Origin of the sequence: Caenimonas soli, from assembly GCF_013155545.1 — a bacterium.
Taxonomy (GTDB): Bacteria; Pseudomonadota; Gammaproteobacteria; order Burkholderiales; family Burkholderiaceae_C; genus Ramlibacter; species Ramlibacter soli.
In genome coordinates this window covers 670,405-684,565 of record NZ_JABJVV010000001.1, presented here as the reverse complement: position 1 = coordinate 684,565, position 14,161 = coordinate 670,405, and the positions used below count along the sequence as shown (strand labels likewise).

General features: G+C 65.9%; 15 protein-coding genes. 9 read left to right on the top strand and 6 right to left on the bottom strand.

What is annotated here, in order from left to right; translation table 11 throughout:
* The 3 genes from HNE04_RS03420 to HNE04_RS03410 all read right to left on the bottom strand — a co-directional run.
* A partial coding sequence (locus HNE04_RS03420; protein ID WP_172216716.1) for an adenosine deaminase family protein occupies nt 1-842 on the bottom strand: 842 nt, incomplete at its 3' end.
* 63 nt (nt 843-905) lie between these two features.
* Nucleotides 906-1,937 carry an aldo/keto reductase gene (locus HNE04_RS03415; protein ID WP_172216714.1) on the bottom strand — a complete coding sequence of 344 codons (1,032 nt, stop codon included), beginning with the start codon at nt 1,935-1,937 and terminating at the stop codon, nt 906-908.
* Between the two features lie 26 nt (nt 1,938-1,963).
* A complete protein-coding gene (locus HNE04_RS03410; RefSeq protein ID WP_172216712.1) occupies nt 1,964-3,145 on the bottom strand; it encodes an MFS transporter in 1,182 nt (393 codons plus the stop codon).
* A 75-nt stretch (nt 3,146-3,220) separates the two neighbouring features.
* Between HNE04_RS03410 and HNE04_RS03405 the strand changes: the two genes are divergently transcribed.
* The 4 genes from HNE04_RS03405 to HNE04_RS03390 all read left to right on the top strand — a co-directional run bounded on the left by HNE04_RS03405 (nt 3,221) and on the right by HNE04_RS03390 (nt 5,642).
* Complete coding sequence (locus tag HNE04_RS03405) at nt 3,221-4,129, top strand: LysR family transcriptional regulator (protein WP_172216710.1); 909 nt, start codon at nt 3,221-3,223, stop codon at nt 4,127-4,129.
* Between the two features lie 115 nt (nt 4,130-4,244).
* Nucleotides 4,245-4,598: a DUF1428 domain-containing protein gene (locus tag HNE04_RS03400; RefSeq protein ID WP_172216709.1), complete on the top strand. Its 354-nt coding sequence runs from the start codon at nt 4,245-4,247 to the stop codon at nt 4,596-4,598.
* Nucleotides 4,599-4,614: 16 nt separating this feature from the next.
* Complete coding sequence (locus HNE04_RS03395) at nt 4,615-4,995, top strand: VOC family protein (RefSeq protein WP_172216707.1); 381 nt, start codon at nt 4,615-4,617, stop codon at nt 4,993-4,995.
* Nucleotides 4,992-5,642: a dihydrofolate reductase family protein gene (locus HNE04_RS03390; protein ID WP_172216705.1), complete on the top strand. Its 651-nt coding sequence runs from the start codon at nt 4,992-4,994 to the stop codon at nt 5,640-5,642. Before HNE04_RS03395 ends, HNE04_RS03390 begins: the two co-directional genes overlap by 4 nt.
* A 16-nt stretch (nt 5,643-5,658) precedes the next feature.
* On the opposite strand, the gene HNE04_RS03385 is transcribed toward HNE04_RS03390, so the two are convergent.
* Nucleotides 5,659-6,696 (bottom strand): VWA domain-containing protein, encoded by a 1,038-nt coding sequence (locus tag HNE04_RS03385; protein WP_172216703.1) that lies wholly within the window; start codon nt 6,694-6,696, stop codon nt 5,659-5,661.
* 161 nt (nt 6,697-6,857) lie between these two features.
* Here HNE04_RS03385 and HNE04_RS03380 point away from each other — a divergent pair, with 161 nt between their 5' ends.
* Together HNE04_RS03380 and HNE04_RS03375 are read left to right on the top strand one after the other, a co-directional pair.
* A complete protein-coding gene (locus HNE04_RS03380) occupies nt 6,858-8,225 on the top strand; it encodes a glutamine synthetase family protein (RefSeq protein WP_172216701.1) in 1,368 nt (455 codons plus the stop codon).
* A 12-nt stretch (nt 8,226-8,237) separates the two neighbouring features.
* The gene (locus HNE04_RS03375) at nt 8,238-9,638 is read left to right on the top strand and encodes an aspartate aminotransferase family protein (protein ID WP_172216699.1); all 1,401 of its coding nucleotides are present in this window, start codon (nt 8,238-8,240) and stop codon (nt 9,636-9,638) included.
* 29 nt (nt 9,639-9,667) lie between these two features.
* On the opposite strand, the gene HNE04_RS03370 is transcribed toward HNE04_RS03375, so the two are convergent.
* Nucleotides 9,668-10,690, bottom strand: coding sequence for a class I fructose-bisphosphate aldolase (locus HNE04_RS03370; RefSeq protein WP_172216697.1), 1,023 nt, complete (start codon nt 10,688-10,690; stop codon nt 9,668-9,670).
* Between the two features lie 191 nt (nt 10,691-10,881).
* Here HNE04_RS03370 and HNE04_RS03365 point away from each other — a divergent pair, with 191 nt between their 5' ends.
* Complete coding sequence (locus HNE04_RS03365; protein WP_172216695.1) at nt 10,882-11,505, top strand: hydrolase; 624 nt, start codon at nt 10,882-10,884, stop codon at nt 11,503-11,505.
* A gap of 15 nt (nt 11,506-11,520) precedes the next feature.
* Here HNE04_RS03365 and HNE04_RS03360 read toward each other — a convergent pair whose 3' ends face one another.
* Nucleotides 11,521-11,907 (bottom strand): cupin domain-containing protein, encoded by a 387-nt coding sequence (locus HNE04_RS03360; protein WP_172216693.1) that lies wholly within the window; start codon nt 11,905-11,907, stop codon nt 11,521-11,523.
* Between the two features lie 206 nt (nt 11,908-12,113).
* Here HNE04_RS03360 and HNE04_RS03355 point away from each other — a divergent pair, with 206 nt between their 5' ends.
* Nucleotides 12,114-12,842 (top strand): Hsp20/alpha crystallin family protein, encoded by a 729-nt coding sequence (locus HNE04_RS03355; protein ID WP_172216692.1) that lies wholly within the window; start codon nt 12,114-12,116, stop codon nt 12,840-12,842.
* 51 nt (nt 12,843-12,893) lie between these two features.
* Nucleotides 12,894-14,156, top strand: coding sequence for an MFS transporter (locus tag HNE04_RS03350; RefSeq protein WP_172216691.1), 1,263 nt, complete (start codon nt 12,894-12,896; stop codon nt 14,154-14,156).
* Nucleotides 14,157-14,161 lie beyond the last annotated feature (5 nt).

The window sequence follows — 14,161 nt, the reverse complement described above, 5'->3', positions numbered from 1 at the left end:
TCGGTGTTGATGGACACGGCGACGCCTGCACGGCGCAGGCGATCGATGGGGTGATCCTCAATGGAGGGGTAGACGCCCAACGTCAGATTGGAAGTCGGGCAGATGCCCAGCGGTATCTGCCGATCGACCAACAGTTCGACCAGCCCGGGGTCTTCGATCGCTCGCACGCCATGATCGATGCGATCGGCACCGAGCAGTTCGATGGCGTCCCGCACGCCCTCGGGGCCACTGGACTCGCCGGCATGCACGGTGCGGCGAAGCCCCGCCCCACCTGCGCGTCGGAACGCCTCGGCGAAACGCGGGCCGGTGCGGCCGGCGGCAGCCTCGTTGCCGTCGATCGAGAGCGCCACGACGCGCGGATGTCGCAGAGCCACCAGCGTGTCGACCAGTTCGGCCGCGGCGCCCGACGATTGCGTGCGCAACAGGCTGACACACAGGCCCACTGGCGGAAGCCCGTCTTGTTCTGCGGCGGTGAAACCGGCATCGATCGCGTCGATCATGTCGGGCAGACGACCGTGCCACGCCGTCCAGTGGGTCGGGTTGACGATCACATCTGCGTAGCCTGCACCGCCGTCGGCGAGCCGCTTGCTGAAGCCGTAGCTCAGTTCGGCCAGGCGTTCGCGGGTCGAGGCCAGGCCACAAGCCCAGTCGAGGAAATGCAGGAAGTCCGCCAAGCCTTTGAACTCGAACAAACGTTCGCGAGGCCTGGGCATGAGCACGCCCGCCTGCGTTGCCCATTGCTCGAGAACGCTCGGTTCGAAGCAGCCCTCGAGATGGACATGAACCTCTGCCTTCGGCAAAGCTCGCAGTCTGTCGATATGAAGAGTTTGCGCGTTGGGCATTGAGGTAGTCTCGCTCATCTACAGCCCAACTCCATACGCCAGCGCGCATATCCAGTATGTTTGTCAGACCGGTGCCGGGCTGCGCTCGGAGAACTGCCCGTTCCAGTAGGGATAGTAGGGATAGGGCGTCGTCACCGCGCTCGCCGCATCCAGCAGGGCCACCTGCTCGCCCGTGAGCTCCCAGCCCAGCGCGCCCAGGTTCTGCCTGAGCTGCGCCTCGTCGCGCGCACCGACCAGCACGCTGGCCACCGTGGGGCGCCGCAGCAACCAGTTCAGCGCGATCTGTGGCACGGTCTTGCCAGTTTCCGCGGCGACGATGTCCAACGCATCCACCACCCGGTACAAACGTTCATCGTCTACGGGCGGCGCGAAGCCCGCCGTCTCGTGCAGGCGGCTTCCTGGCGGGAGTGGCTGGTCGCGCCGCACCTTGCCCGTCAGGCGGCCCCAGCCCAGCGGGCTCCAGACGATGGCCCCCACGCCCTGGTCAAGTCCCAGCGGCATCAGCTCGTACTCGTAATCGCGGCCGATCAGGGAGTAGTACGCCTGGTGGGCCACATAGCGCTGCAGGCCCAGTCGGTCGGCCGCCGCCAGCGACTTCATCAGCTGCCACCCGGAGAAGTTCGACACGCCGATATAGCGCACCTTGCCCGCGCGCACCAGCCCGTCCAGCGTGTCCAGCACCTGCTCGACCGGCGTCATCGCGTCGAAGGCATGCAGCTGCAGGATGTCGATGTAGTCCGTGCCCAGGCGCCTGAGCGCGGCATCCGTTCCCGCGAGCAGATGGTGGCGCGAGGAGCCCACCTCGTTGGGTCCGTCGCCTGAGCGCAGCGACAGCTTGGTTGACAGGATGACCTTGTCGCGCCGTCCCCGCACCGCCGCGCCAAGGATGGACTCCGAGGCGCCGCCGGAGTAGACGTCGGCGGTGTCGAACAGGTTGACTCCCGCCTCCAGGCAGATATCGACGATGCGGCGCGCCGCGTCTTCGCCGGTGTTGCCCCATGCGCCGAACAGCGGGCCTTGCCCCCCGAAAGTGCCGGCGCCAAAACCCAGGGCGGGTACCTTGAAGCCGGAGCGGCCGAGAAAACGTTGTTCCATGATTTCCTTTTTGTGAGATTAGAAGTTCAGGCGCCAGCCGCCGCGGGGCATGCGATGCTGTCCCGCCGGTCGATCAGGCGGCTCCATGCCGCCAGGCCCAGGCCCAGGAGGGTGATGAGCGCAGCCACCCAGCCCAGCGCGGTCAGGCCGGGGCCGCGCTCGATCACCACGCCGCCGGCCCAGGCGCCGATGGCATTGCCCAGGTTGAAGGCCGCGATGTTCAGGCTGGACGCCAGGTTCTGGCCGGCCCCATCCGCCTTTTCCAGCACCCGCATTTGCAACGGCGCTACGGTGGCGAACGAGGCCACGCCCAGCACACCAAAGAAGGCGATGGCGGCAAAAGGCGTCGCGATTGCCAGCTGCATCGCGCCCAGCACGGCGGCCAGCGCAGTCAGCGTGATCAGCACCGCGCGGATCGGTCCGCGGTCGGCCAGCTTGCCGCCCAGCAGGTTGCCGGCCGCCATGCCCGCGCCGAACAGCAGCAGTACCCCCGAAACCGAACCTTCGGCCAAGCCCGTGATCCGCGTCAGCAGCGGCTGCACATAGGTGAAGACGGCGAACACGCCCGCATAGCCGGCCACCGTCATGGCCAGGCCCAGCAGCACCTGCGGCCGGCCCAGTACCGCCAGTTCGTGGCGCAGCGCCACCGGTGCGGCATCCCCCCTGGTGCGCGGCACGAATACCGCCAGCACCGCGAACGCCGCCACGCCGATCGCCGTCACGGCCCAGAATGCGGAGCGCCAGCCGAAGTGCAGGCCCAGCCAGGCGCCGGCTGGCACGCCCAGCAGCGTGGCAGCCGTCAGGCCGGTGAACATGATGGCGATGGCGGACGCGCGGCGCTCGGGCGGCACCAGCCCTGTGGCGACCACCGCGCCAACGCCGAAGAAGGTGCCATGCGCCAGCGAGGTGACGATGCGTGCCGCCATCAGCCATTCGTAGCTCGGCGCCAAGGCACAAGCCAGGTTGCCCAGCGTGAAGATGGCCATCAGCGCCAGCAGCACAGTCTTGCGCGGCAGTTTGCGGGTGGCGACCGTCAGCAGCGGCGCGCCGACAGCCACGCCGAGCGCATAGGCCGAGATCAGCAGGCCGGCAGCGGCGATGGACACATGGAGGTCGGCCGAAACCTGCAACAGCAGGCCCATGATGACGAATTCGGTGGTGCCGATGCCAAAGGCACCGGCGGTGAGGGCGAGGAGGGCGATAGGCATGCCATGAACTGTGCGGGCTTCGGGCGGCTTTGACTAGAATGCGGAATGGACAAGAACTTGTGAACTGAATTCACCATGCCGCGGCTCGACGTCAACCGGTCCGGTGAAATGGAAGCCTTCGTGCAGGTGGTGGAGCGCGGCGGTTTCTCGTCCGCGGCGCGAGCGCTGGAGATGACGCCCTCGGCCATCAGCAAGCTGGTGGGTCGGCTCGAGGCCCGGCTGGGTACGCAGTTGGTGCATCGCTCCACGCGCAAGCTGCAGCTCACGCCCGAGGGCAGCGCGTTCTACGAACGCAGCGTCCGGGTGCTTGCCGACATGGACGAAGCCGAGCGTTGCGCGGCCGTCTCCGCCGTGCCCCGCGGGCGTGTCAGTGTCAACGCCAATGTGCCGTTCGGAAGCAACTACCTGATCCCCAAGGTCCCGCTGTTCCTGCAGATGCATCCGCAGGTCACGCTGGACATTACGCTCAGCGACCGCGTGGTCGATCTGATGGACGAGCGTGCCGATGTGGCAATCCGCTGGGGCAAGCTGCCGGCGTCCGAGCTGGTGGCGCGCAGCCTGGGCGAAACCGCGCAGGCCATCGTCGGCTCGCCGGCCTACCTTGCGAGCCGCGGGACACCGCTCAAACCCGCCGACCTGGAGAGGCACGAGCTGCTGGGCTTCAGCTTCCGCCGCAGCACCAGCGACTGGCCGCTGCGCGTGAAGGGGCGCCTGCTGCACATCCCCGTCACGGGCAGCGTGCGTGCCGGCGACGGCGAGGTGCTCCGCCAACTTGTGGTGGCGGGTGCGGGCCTGGCGCGTCTATCGCTGTTCCACATCCACCTCGACATCGCTGCGGGCAGGCTGGTGCCCGTGCTGGAAAAGTACAACCCCGGCGAGATGGAGCCGGTCAGCGCGGTCTACCTGGGCAAGGGCGGCAGGCTGCCAGCCCGGGTGCGTGCCTTCCTGGATTTCCTGGAGCAGCAGGCGCGCATCGACGGTTAGTCGGTGCCCGCCAGATCAGCAACTCTCCGTTACAACCAGATGTCGAGACCGGCTCGGGTCGTTCGTCGTATGGTTACGGGCTGCATTTCGTAGCCCTTGTTCAAGGAGATTTCGCATGAACTATGTGGATGGATTCGTCGCGGCCGTTCCGACGGCCAATCGGGACAAGTACCTGCGCCACGCGCAAGAGGCGGCCGTCGTGTTCAAGGAGCACGGTGCGCTGCAGGTTGTCGAATGCTGGGGCAATGACGTGCCGGAGGGCAAGGTCACGTCCTTTCCCATGGCTGTGCAGCGCAAGGACGATGAAACCGTGGTGTTCTCCTGGGTCACCTGGCCCTCCAAAGCGGTCCGCGACGAAGGGTGGAAGAAGGTCATGGCCGATCCACGGCTGCAGCCGGAAACCAACCCGATGCCGTTCGACGGCAAGCGGCTCATCTACGGCGGCTTCGAGATGATCGTCAACGCCTAGCCAATCGGAGAACACCATGCTGCAAGATTCACCCATGTACGCGTACATCCCGGCCAAGGACTTGGCGCGGGCGCGAAAGTTCTATGAAGAGAAGGTGGGCCTGAAACCCAGCCAGGAAACCAACGGCGGCGTGGTCTACGAATTCGGCAAGGGCACGGCATGCTTTCTGTACCCGACGCCGAACGCCGGAACATCGCAGGCCAGCCAGGCGTTCTGGTCGGTCGCCGACGTTGACCGCGAGATCGAGGCGCTCAAGGCCAAGGGCGTGGTGTTCGAGGACTACGACATGCCGGGAGAGAAGAGCGCGGCCGGAGCCATCACCGCAGGCGGCGCCAAGGCCGCCTGGTTCAAGGACAGCGAAGGCAACATCATGGCGCTGATCCAGGACGACTCATGACCAAACTCAAGGTGCAAGCATTCGCGGTGTCGATTGACGGCTACGGCGCCGGCCCCCGGCAAAGCCTGGAGCATCCGCTCGGCGTGGGCGGGGAGTCCTTGCACGAATGGTTTTTTCCGACCCGTACGTTCAAGGAAATGCTCGGCGGGGGCGAAGGCGGTAGCTCTGGGGTAGACGATGACTTTGCCAGGCGCAGCTTCGACAACATGGGTGCGTGGATCCTGGGCCGGAACATGTTCGGGCCCGTGCGCGGCCCCTGGCCCGACGACGAGTGGAAGGGCTGGTGGGGCAGCAACCCGCCATATCACGTGCCGGTTTTCGTGCTCACCCACCACCCCCGCGCGTCCATCACGATGGAAGGCGGCACCGTCTTCCACTTCGTTACCGGTGGAATCCACGAGGCGCTGGAGCGAGCGCGCGAAGCAGCGCAAGGCCGAGACGTGCGCGTGGGCGGCGGCGTCGCCACCGTGCGGCAGTACCTGCAGGCGGGGCTGCTCGACGAAATCCATTTGGCGATTTCGCCCACGCTGCTTGGCAGCGGTGAAGCATTGCTGGCAGGAATTGATTTGCTCCAGCTCGGATTTCGCGTCACGGAACACGTCGCGTCGCCCCATGCGTCGCATGTGGTGCTGACCAAGCTCGTCTAGTTGCTCAAGAGCCGAGTCATGTAATCCGCCGAAACCAGACCACCGACAGCACCCCCGCCCCCAACGCAAGCAACGCCGCCCCCAACGCCAGCAGCGCCGTGACCTCCGTCTCTCGTGTCTGCACCTGCACCTGCGATCCAAGATTTTTGTAAACGCTGCGCAGCTTCTCCGCCGTGCCCGCATGGTGGTACTCACCGCCGGTCATGCGCGCCACTTCGCGCAGGGTGGGTTCGTCCAACTGCAGGTAGATGGGCATGCCTTCGGGCATGCCGCCGGGGCCGCCCACGGTGCCCAACCCCACCACGTAGATGCGTACGCCTCGGTCGGCGGCCATCTTTGCCGCGTCCAGCGTGTCCACGCCGGTGGTGCGGCGGCCGTCGCTCAGCAGGACGACGGCCGCGGACTTGTACGAGCCTGGTGCCACCGGTGTGATCTGCTTGGGCGGCGGCCTGTCCTTGTCGTCCAGGCTGCGCCCACGCTGCTTGCTCCCGAACGTCATCTCGCCGACGTCGATGCCGTGGTCGGGAAACAGTTCCGCCAGGCACGTCACGATGGCGTTGCCCACCGCCGTGCCTATCTGCATCTGGAATCCATCGATCGCTGCGACCAGTGCGGCGCGGTCCAGTGTCGCCCGCTGCGCGACCTGGCTGCTGCCGGCGAAGGTGACGAGCCCGACCTCGATGTCCTTGGGCAGGTCGCGCAGGAACAGCTTTGCCGCATCCTGCGCGGCCGCCAGCCGCGTCGGCTGGACGTCGCTCACCCGCATGCTGAGAGACACGTCCATGGCCAGCATGATGGTGGACCGTGCCCATGGCAGTGGCACCCGGGCCATCGGACGCGCCGCGGCCAGCATCAACGCGGCGCAGGCCAGCAGTAAGAGGGCGGGCGGCACGTGCCGGCGCCACTGCGGCCCGGCGGACGCGGCGCGGGCAATGCTGATGCTGCTGTAGCGCACGGCCGACTTGCGCCGACGGCGTAGCAGCCAGACGTATACCGCCGGCAGCAGGGGCAGCGCCAGCATCAGCCAGAGGTACTCAGGCCACAGGAAGAACATCGAGCACTATCGTGCCCGCGCAGCGGCAGGTAGGCAACCGGCGAGGGACGACTGACTCAACAGTCCGTTACACGATGTGGACAAGGCGTGGCTCATCTAAATAGTAGGTAGTTCCCCGCAATCAACCCGTCCGTGCAGCAAGGCCGCGCTACTATCTCATCATGCAAGATCGTCGGCAGATCCAATTTGCAGAGCTGGAAAGCTGGCTTGACGATCACCGGGTCACCGAAATCGAATGTCTCGTGCCCGACCTCACCGGAGTGGCCCGCGGCAAGATCCTCCCTCGGGAGAAGTTCACCGAAGACCGCGGCATGCGACTGCCTGAAGTCGTCATGGCGATGAGCGTCACTGGGGAGTATCCGCGCGAGGGGCCCTATTTCGATGTCGTCAGCCGCAATGACGCCGATATGCACCTGGTCGCGGACCCGAGCACCGTCCGCATCGTGCCCTGGGCGGCCGACCCTACTGCGCAGGTGATCCACGACTGCTACGACCGCCACGGTCGTCTCGTGCCGTTCGCGCCGCGGTCGGTGCTTCGCCGGGTCTGCGAGCTTTTCGATCGAAAGGGGTGGACGCCCGTGGTCGCCCCGGAGCTCGAGTTCTATCTCGTGGCCCGCAACACGGACGCTGATATCCCGCTTAAGGCGCCGATCGGGCGCAGTGGCCGCGCGGAAACCTCCCGCCAGGCTTATTCCATCGATGCCGTCAACGAATTCGACCCGCTGTTCGAGGACGTCTACGACTATTGCGAAAAGATGGAGCTGAACGTGGACACCCTGATCCACGAAGTCGGCGCCGGGCAGATGGAGATCAACTTCTTTCATGCGGCTCCGCTGGCCCTGGCCGACGAAGTCTTTCTCTTCAAGCGAATCGTTCGTGAAGCCGCGCTGCGGCACGACATGTACGCCACCTTCATGGCCAAGCCGATCGCGGGGGAGCCGGGTAGTGCCATGCACGTGCACCAGAGCCTGGTGAGCAAGGAGACGGGACGCAACCTGTTCACCAACGAGGACGGCACGCCAAGCCAGGAATTCTTCTGGTACATCGGCGGCCTGCAGAAATACATACCGGCTGCCATGGCCCTTTTCGCACCGTATGTGAACAGTTACCGCCGCCTGGCCCGATTCACCGCGGCCCCCATCAACATCCAGTGGGGCGTCGACAACCGGACTGTCGGAATCCGCTCGCCGGTCTCCACGCCCCAGGCGCGGCGCGTGGAAAACCGCGTGATTGGCGCGGACGCGAATCCCTACGTTGCGCTGGCAGCCACGCTGGCCTGCGGCTACCTGGGCATCGAACAGCGCATCGAGCCCACGGCGGAATGCACGGGCGACGGCTACCAGAGTGCGTACGCGCTCCCCCGCAGCCTGGCCGAAGCCGTGTCGCTGCTGCGCGCCGACCACGACTTGGCCGACGTGCTCGGAAAGGAGTTCCTGACGGTGTACACGGAAATCAAGGATCTCGAGCACGAGGAATTCATGAGGGTGATCTCGCCGTGGGAACGGGAGCACCTGCTGCTGCACGTTTGAGGGAGTCGAGCAATGACAGCAAGGACCCGTGACTGGCAGGCCGCGGACGCGTCCCATTTCCTGCACCCGTTCACCGACCACCAGGCGCTCGCATCAAAAGGGGTGCGCGTGATCACGCGCGGCGAAGGCCTTTACGTGTGGGACAGCGAAGATCAGCGCCTCTTCGACGCCATGTCGGGCCTGTGGTGCGTGAACGTCGGGTACGGGCAGGCGGCGCTCATCGACGCCGCCATGCAGCAGATGCGGACGCTGCCGTACTACAACTCGTTCTTCCAGACCACGACTCCGGCGGCTATCGCACTCGCGGAGCGGCTCGCGGCGCTGACACCGGCGCAGTTCCGGCACGTGTTCTTCAGCGGCTCAGGGTCGGAGGCCAACGACACCAACATACGGCTGGTGCGCCGCTACTGGGACCTGATGGGGCAGCCGGAGCGCAAGGTGATCATCTCTCGGCTCAATTCCTACCACGGCTCGACCTTGGCGGCCGCTTCGCTCGGGGGCATGGCCGCCATGCACACCCAGGGCGGATTGCCCATTCCCGGCATCGTCCACATTGACCAGCCTCATTACTGGGCGCATCGGGACGGCGCGGCCAAGGGCTTGAGCCGCGAGGAGTTCGGAGTCATCGCCGCCGGCTGGTTGGAGGAGAAGATCCTCGCGCTCGGCCCCGAAAAGGTCGCTGCGTTCATCGGGGAGCCGGTGCAGGGCGCGGGGGGCGTGGTCGTGCCGCCTTCCAGCTATTGGCCCGAGATCCAGCGCATCTGCGACCGCCATGGCATCCTGCTGATCAGCGATGAAGTGATCTGCGGCTTCGGGCGCACGGGTCAGTGGTGGGGCTGCGAGACGTTCGGGACGACCCCGGACCTCATGACCTTCGCCAAGGGCGTCACCAGTGGGTATGTCCCGCTGGGAGGCGTGATGGTGGGGGAGCGGGTCGCGCGCGTACTGATCGAGCGCGGAGGCGAGTTCGAGCACGGCTTCACGTACTCGGGCCACCCGGTGGCCTGCGCGGTCGGCCTCGCCAACCTGGAGCTGATCGAGCAGCAAGGCCTGGTCCAGCGGGTCCGCGAAGACACCGGCCCGTATCTGGCGGAACAGCTCGCCCTGCTGCTGGACCACCCGATCGTCGGTGAGGTCCAGAGCTGCGGGCTGATGGCGGCCATCCAGCTGTCGCGGGAACCGCACGCCCGCGAAGCGTTCGCCGCCGAGCTCCGGGTCGGCCTGGTGTGCCGCAGGCACTGCTTCGACAACGGCCTCGTGATGCGGGCGGTCGGCGACCGGATGATCATCGCGCCGCCGCTGGTCATTACCCGCGCCCAGATCGACGAGATGTTCGCGCTGATCCGAGGAGCCCTAGATCGCACGTTCGCGGAGGCACATGCTGCCGGGTGGCTGGCAGGAGCCACTGGTTGATCCGGCGTGTGAGCAGCGGCGCGCATCGATCATGTGGCGGCTTCCATGGACCGGGAATACTTTCCCTCACGGGCCAGGCCGTTGAGGTGGCAACGCTTGAGCAGCGCCTGCTGGGCGGCGGCGACGTTGCCTTCCTGCCCCTTCCACGCGGCCAGCACCGGCGCCTGCAGCGCCCGCCCATATGAAAAACTGACCTGCCACGGCTGCGCGCCCATCGCGTTCATGGCATTCAGGTGGTCGGTCGCGTCCTCCTCGCTCTGCCCGCCGGACAGGAACACGATCCCCGGGACCGCCGCCGGCACGTAGCGCCTGAGGCAGCGCAGCGTGGCCTCGGCCACCTCCTGCACGCCGGCCTGGCGCGCGCACTTCTTGCCGGCGATCACCATGTTCGGCTTGAGCAGCATGCCCTCGAACAGCACGCGATGGGCGTCGAGTTCCGCGAACACCGCCTGCAGCACCTGCGCCGTCACCGCCTCGCAGCGCTCGATGCCGTGGGCACCATCCATCAGTACTTCGGGCTCCACGATCGGCACCAGCCCGGCCTCCTGGCACAGCGCGGCGTAACGTGCCAGTGCGTGGGCGTTGGCGTGGATGCCGAACGGCGACGGAATATCGCGCTCGTCGATCTCGATCACCGCCCGCCACTTGGCGAACTGCGCGCCCAGCTGCCGGTATTCGGCGAGCCGTTCGGCCAGGCCATCCAACCCCACGGTCACCTTGTTGCCCGGGTGCAGCGCCAGCGCCTTGGTGCCCTGGTCGACCTTGATGCCGGGAATGATTCCCCGGCCCGCCAGCAGCGTGGGGAATGGGACGCCATCGCGCGTGCTCTGGCGCAGGGTTTCGTCGAATAGGATGACGCCGCCGAGAGTGCGTTCGGTGCCGTCCGCGGTAAACAGGATTTCGCGGTAGCGCCGGCGGTTTTCTTCGGTGGACTCGAGCTGGATCGAATCGAAGCGCTTCTTGATGGTGGGGCTGCTTTCGTCTGCAGCCAGCACGCCTTTCTGTTTCGCGACGATGGCATTGGCCACGGATTTGAGTGCGTCGATGTTCATGGGCTAGGACCCTCCGGTAGAGGTGAAAAACGTCAGGCTTTCCATACACTGTAGCCCCTGATCTTCACTCCTGGGGGCCCCCTGAAGGCCAGCGCCCCAAGCGCCAGCGACGCCGCGATCTCTGCTCAACCGTTCAAAGTGCGCTAGTCTCCCACCCATCACAAATCCAGCGCAACAAACAGGACGTAGCCATGTCAGATGTCACCCCCATCCGCGACCCCAAAACAGACTCGTTGCTCACGCCGCAAAATGCCGTCCTGGCGCTGATCGATTACCAGCCCGAGCAATACGCGGGCGTCACCTCGGTCGCGCACGGTGAACTGCTGGCGCACGTCACCATGCTCGGGCGCGTTGCCACGGTTTTTGAGTTGCCTGTGGTCTTGAGCACGGTCTACGTCAAGCACGGCATGTCCGGCACGAACGCGGAACTGCTCGAGGCGTTGCCAGGCGTGCCGGAAATCGACCGTACCTCCATGAACTCATGGGAGGACCCGGACTTTCGCAAGGCCGTGGAGCGGACGGGACGCAAGAAGCTGGTAATCGCCGGCCTGTGGACCGAGGTGTGCGTTGCCTTCCCGACGCTCGACGCGCTGCGCGCGGGCTACGAGGTATACGTCGTTGTGGATGCGATCGGCGGCGTCAGCCGCGTGGCGCACGAATCCGCCATGCAGCGAATGATCCAGGCGGGCGCCGTACCGATTTCGGTGCTCGGCCTCGCCTGCGAGCTCCAGCGTGACTGGGGGCGGCCCGATGCGGACAGGTTGCGCGGGATCATGCGGGAATACTTCGGCAAGCTCAAAGCGCTGAAGGCATAGCCGCGGGCGAAGCGCTCAACGGGGTTTGGCGTATTGCGCCACGCCGGTGAAGTCGAAAAGAACACAACGATCCTTTCCGACCACCCACGCGTCGTGCCCGGGCGGCATGTAGAAGACGTCGCCGGGTCCGTATTCCATCTCGGATCCGTCATCCAGCATCTTCACCACCATCCGGCCCTCGAGCACGATGCCGGTGTGCGTGGCCTGGCACGAGTCGGTTCCTGCGATGGGCTTGACGTGTTGGCTCCAGCGCCAGCCGGGCTCGAACTCGCCACGGCCCATGGTCTGGGCCCCGAACGTGAAGACACCCATCTTGCCTTTTCCGTCTTTGAACGGCCGCACTTCATCCGGCTGGTCCGCAGACTTCTTCGCCAACTCCTTCTTTTCCGTGGTTGCAGTCATGGCATCACCTCAAAAAAAGCAAAAGCGGGCAACCATCGTATGGCCGGTGAGGGTTTGTGTGCTCTCTGCAGTAACCATTTGTCGTGAATGTCGCCATGGTCCACCAGAGCCTTCGGACAGCTCGCACCGCAGGTGTCCTACAGCGTTTTGCGGATGCTTGTCTGAGCATCAACTGGCCGTTTGAGGCATTCGAAAGGAGACTTCTTATGGACACGCAAGACAAACGCAGCGGCCAGCAAGGCGGGTCAGCCACGCAACAGGGCGGGCAGCAAGGCGCAGGTACGCAGTCCGGTGGCCAGGCCCAGCAGTTCAGTCCCGGCAGCGCACAGCAGGGCGGATCGGGTTCGCAGCAGGAGGCCTACAGCTCGGCCAGAGGCCAACAAGGTGGCGCGCTCAGCCGCCGCAGCGGTGGGATGCCTTCGCTGTTTGGCGGCCGAGGCAGCCCCTTCGATGTATTCCGGCGGCTCGATGAGGACATGGACCGGCTGTTCCAGCATTTCTGGGGCGGTGGCCGCAATGTCATGCGCGGACGCGGGACCGACACGCAGTCGATGTGGATGCCGCAGGTGGAGGTTTGCGAACAGGGCGGGAAACTGCATGTCTTCGCGGACCTCCCCGGCATGAGCAGGGAAGACGTGAAGCTGAGCATGGAAGGCGACCAGCTCATCGTTCAGGGCGAGCGGCGGTCCAGCCACGAGGAAGGCCAGCAGGGCAGCGGCTTCTATCAGAGCGAGCGCAGCTACGGCAGTTTCTACCGCAGCATCCCGCTACCCGAGGGCGTGGACCCGCAGACCGTCGAGGCAAGCTTCAAGAATGGGGTGCTCGACGTGTGCTTCGATGCCCCGCGCACGCCGCAGCAGCAGACCCGGCAGATTGAAATTCGCGACGGCTCGACGCAGGCGTCCGGCTCGTCGGGGGCGGGCAAGCAATCCTAGAATGCCCTATGCTCAAGCTCTAATGCCACCCGCAGAATGCGCGGGATCCCCGTGCAAACTGCAAACCAATCATCCGCTCGTCCCCGAGGGAAGGTCTTCTACGGCTGGCGGATGGTTGGTGCCGCCTCGCTCATCCAGTTCCTGCTCGGCGGGCTGTTGATCCAGTCCTTCGGCGCCTACGTCGCCGTGCTCTCGGAAGACCGCGGCTGGAGCAAGACCGCTTTGTCGTTGGGAGCAGCCATACAGTCGCTCGAAGGCGCCTTGCTCGGGCCCGCGCTGGGTTGGCTCATCGACCGGTTCGGCGCGCGCACGATGGTCCAGGTCGGCATCGTCATCTTGGGGCTGGGTTTCATGACGCTCAGTCAGATCGACAGCATCGGCGGCTTCTACGCGGCCATCGTGCTGCTGGCGATGGGTTCCAGTCTGGCAGGCTATTTTCCGCTCACCGTAACGCTGGTGCACTGGTTTCGGCGCTGGCGGGCGCGAGCGCTTTCGACCATGAGTCTGGGCTTGGCGATGGGCGGGGTGGCGGTGCCCCTGGTGGCTTGGTCGATGCAAGCCTATGGCTGGCGCGCAACGGCTTTCGCCTCGGGCGTGCTGGTGATTGTGGTCGGCTGGCCGCTGGCGCGGGTCCTGCGCCGGCATCCCGCGGACGTGGGCGAGACCGAGGACGGCTTGCCGCCCCAAACAGTGCCCTCCGACTCGCCACGAGCGGACGTCGGTCAGCAGCCATCACGCCACTTCACGGCGCAGGAAGCACTGCGGACGCGGGCGTTCTGGTTGCTGGCCGTGGGCCACGGGTTTGCGCTGCTGGTGGTCACCGCCGTGAATGTGCATGCGATCTCGCACATGAAGGAAGGCCTTGGCTATACGTTGGCGCAGGCGTCGCTGGTCATCACGCTGATGACGGTCTCGCAGGTCGCCGGCGTGCTGGCAGGCGTGGCACTCGGCGACCGCTGGGAGAAGCGTTACGTGGCCGCGGGCTGCATGCTGGCCCACATGTCGGGCCTGCTGATGCTGACCTACGCGGATCACCCGCTCTGGCTCGGTGGATTCGCCATATTGCATGGGATGGCCTGGGGTCTGCGCGGTCCTTTCATGCAGGCCATGCGCGCCGACTATTTCGGTCTTCCCGCCATCGGCATGATCCTGGGCCTCTCGGCATTCGTCATCTCCATCGGCCAGGTCGCGGGCCCCATGGTTGCAGGCGGGCTGTCGGACGTTACCGGCAACTACCGCCTGGGTTTCACGTTGCTGGCGCTCGTCGCGGGGTCCGGATCGGCCTTGTTTCTACTGGCCAAGAAGCCCACTTGAACTTT

Bases quoted from the DNA above. Each gene is read 5' to 3' on its own strand.
- HNE04_RS03415 (WP_172216714.1), bottom strand. From the start codon at position 1,937: ATGGAACAACGTTTTCTCGGCCGCTCCGGCTTCAAGGTACCCGCCCTG.
- HNE04_RS03410 (WP_172216712.1), bottom strand. From the start codon at position 3,145: ATGCCTATCGCCCTCCTCGCCCTCACCGCCGGTGCCTTTGGCATCGGC.
- HNE04_RS03405 (WP_172216710.1), top strand. From the start codon at position 3,221: ATGCCGCGGCTCGACGTCAACCGGTCCGGTGAAATGGAAGCCTTCGTG.
- HNE04_RS03400 (WP_172216709.1), top strand. From the start codon at position 4,245: ATGAACTATGTGGATGGATTCGTCGCGGCCGTTCCGACGGCCAATCGG.
- HNE04_RS03395 (WP_172216707.1), top strand. From the start codon at position 4,615: ATGCTGCAAGATTCACCCATGTACGCGTACATCCCGGCCAAGGACTTG.
- HNE04_RS03390 (WP_172216705.1), top strand. From the start codon at position 4,992: ATGACCAAACTCAAGGTGCAAGCATTCGCGGTGTCGATTGACGGCTAC.
- HNE04_RS03385 (WP_172216703.1), bottom strand. From the start codon at position 6,696: ATGTTCTTCCTGTGGCCTGAGTACCTCTGGCTGATGCTGGCGCTGCCC.
- HNE04_RS03380 (WP_172216701.1), top strand. From the start codon at position 6,858: ATGCAAGATCGTCGGCAGATCCAATTTGCAGAGCTGGAAAGCTGGCTT.
- HNE04_RS03375 (WP_172216699.1), top strand. From the start codon at position 8,238: ATGACAGCAAGGACCCGTGACTGGCAGGCCGCGGACGCGTCCCATTTC.
- HNE04_RS03370 (WP_172216697.1), bottom strand. From the start codon at position 10,690: ATGAACATCGACGCACTCAAATCCGTGGCCAATGCCATCGTCGCGAAA.
- HNE04_RS03365 (WP_172216695.1), top strand. From the start codon at position 10,882: ATGTCAGATGTCACCCCCATCCGCGACCCCAAAACAGACTCGTTGCTC.
- HNE04_RS03360 (WP_172216693.1), bottom strand. From the start codon at position 11,907: ATGACTGCAACCACGGAAAAGAAGGAGTTGGCGAAGAAGTCTGCGGAC.
- HNE04_RS03355 (WP_172216692.1), top strand. From the start codon at position 12,114: ATGGACACGCAAGACAAACGCAGCGGCCAGCAAGGCGGGTCAGCCACG.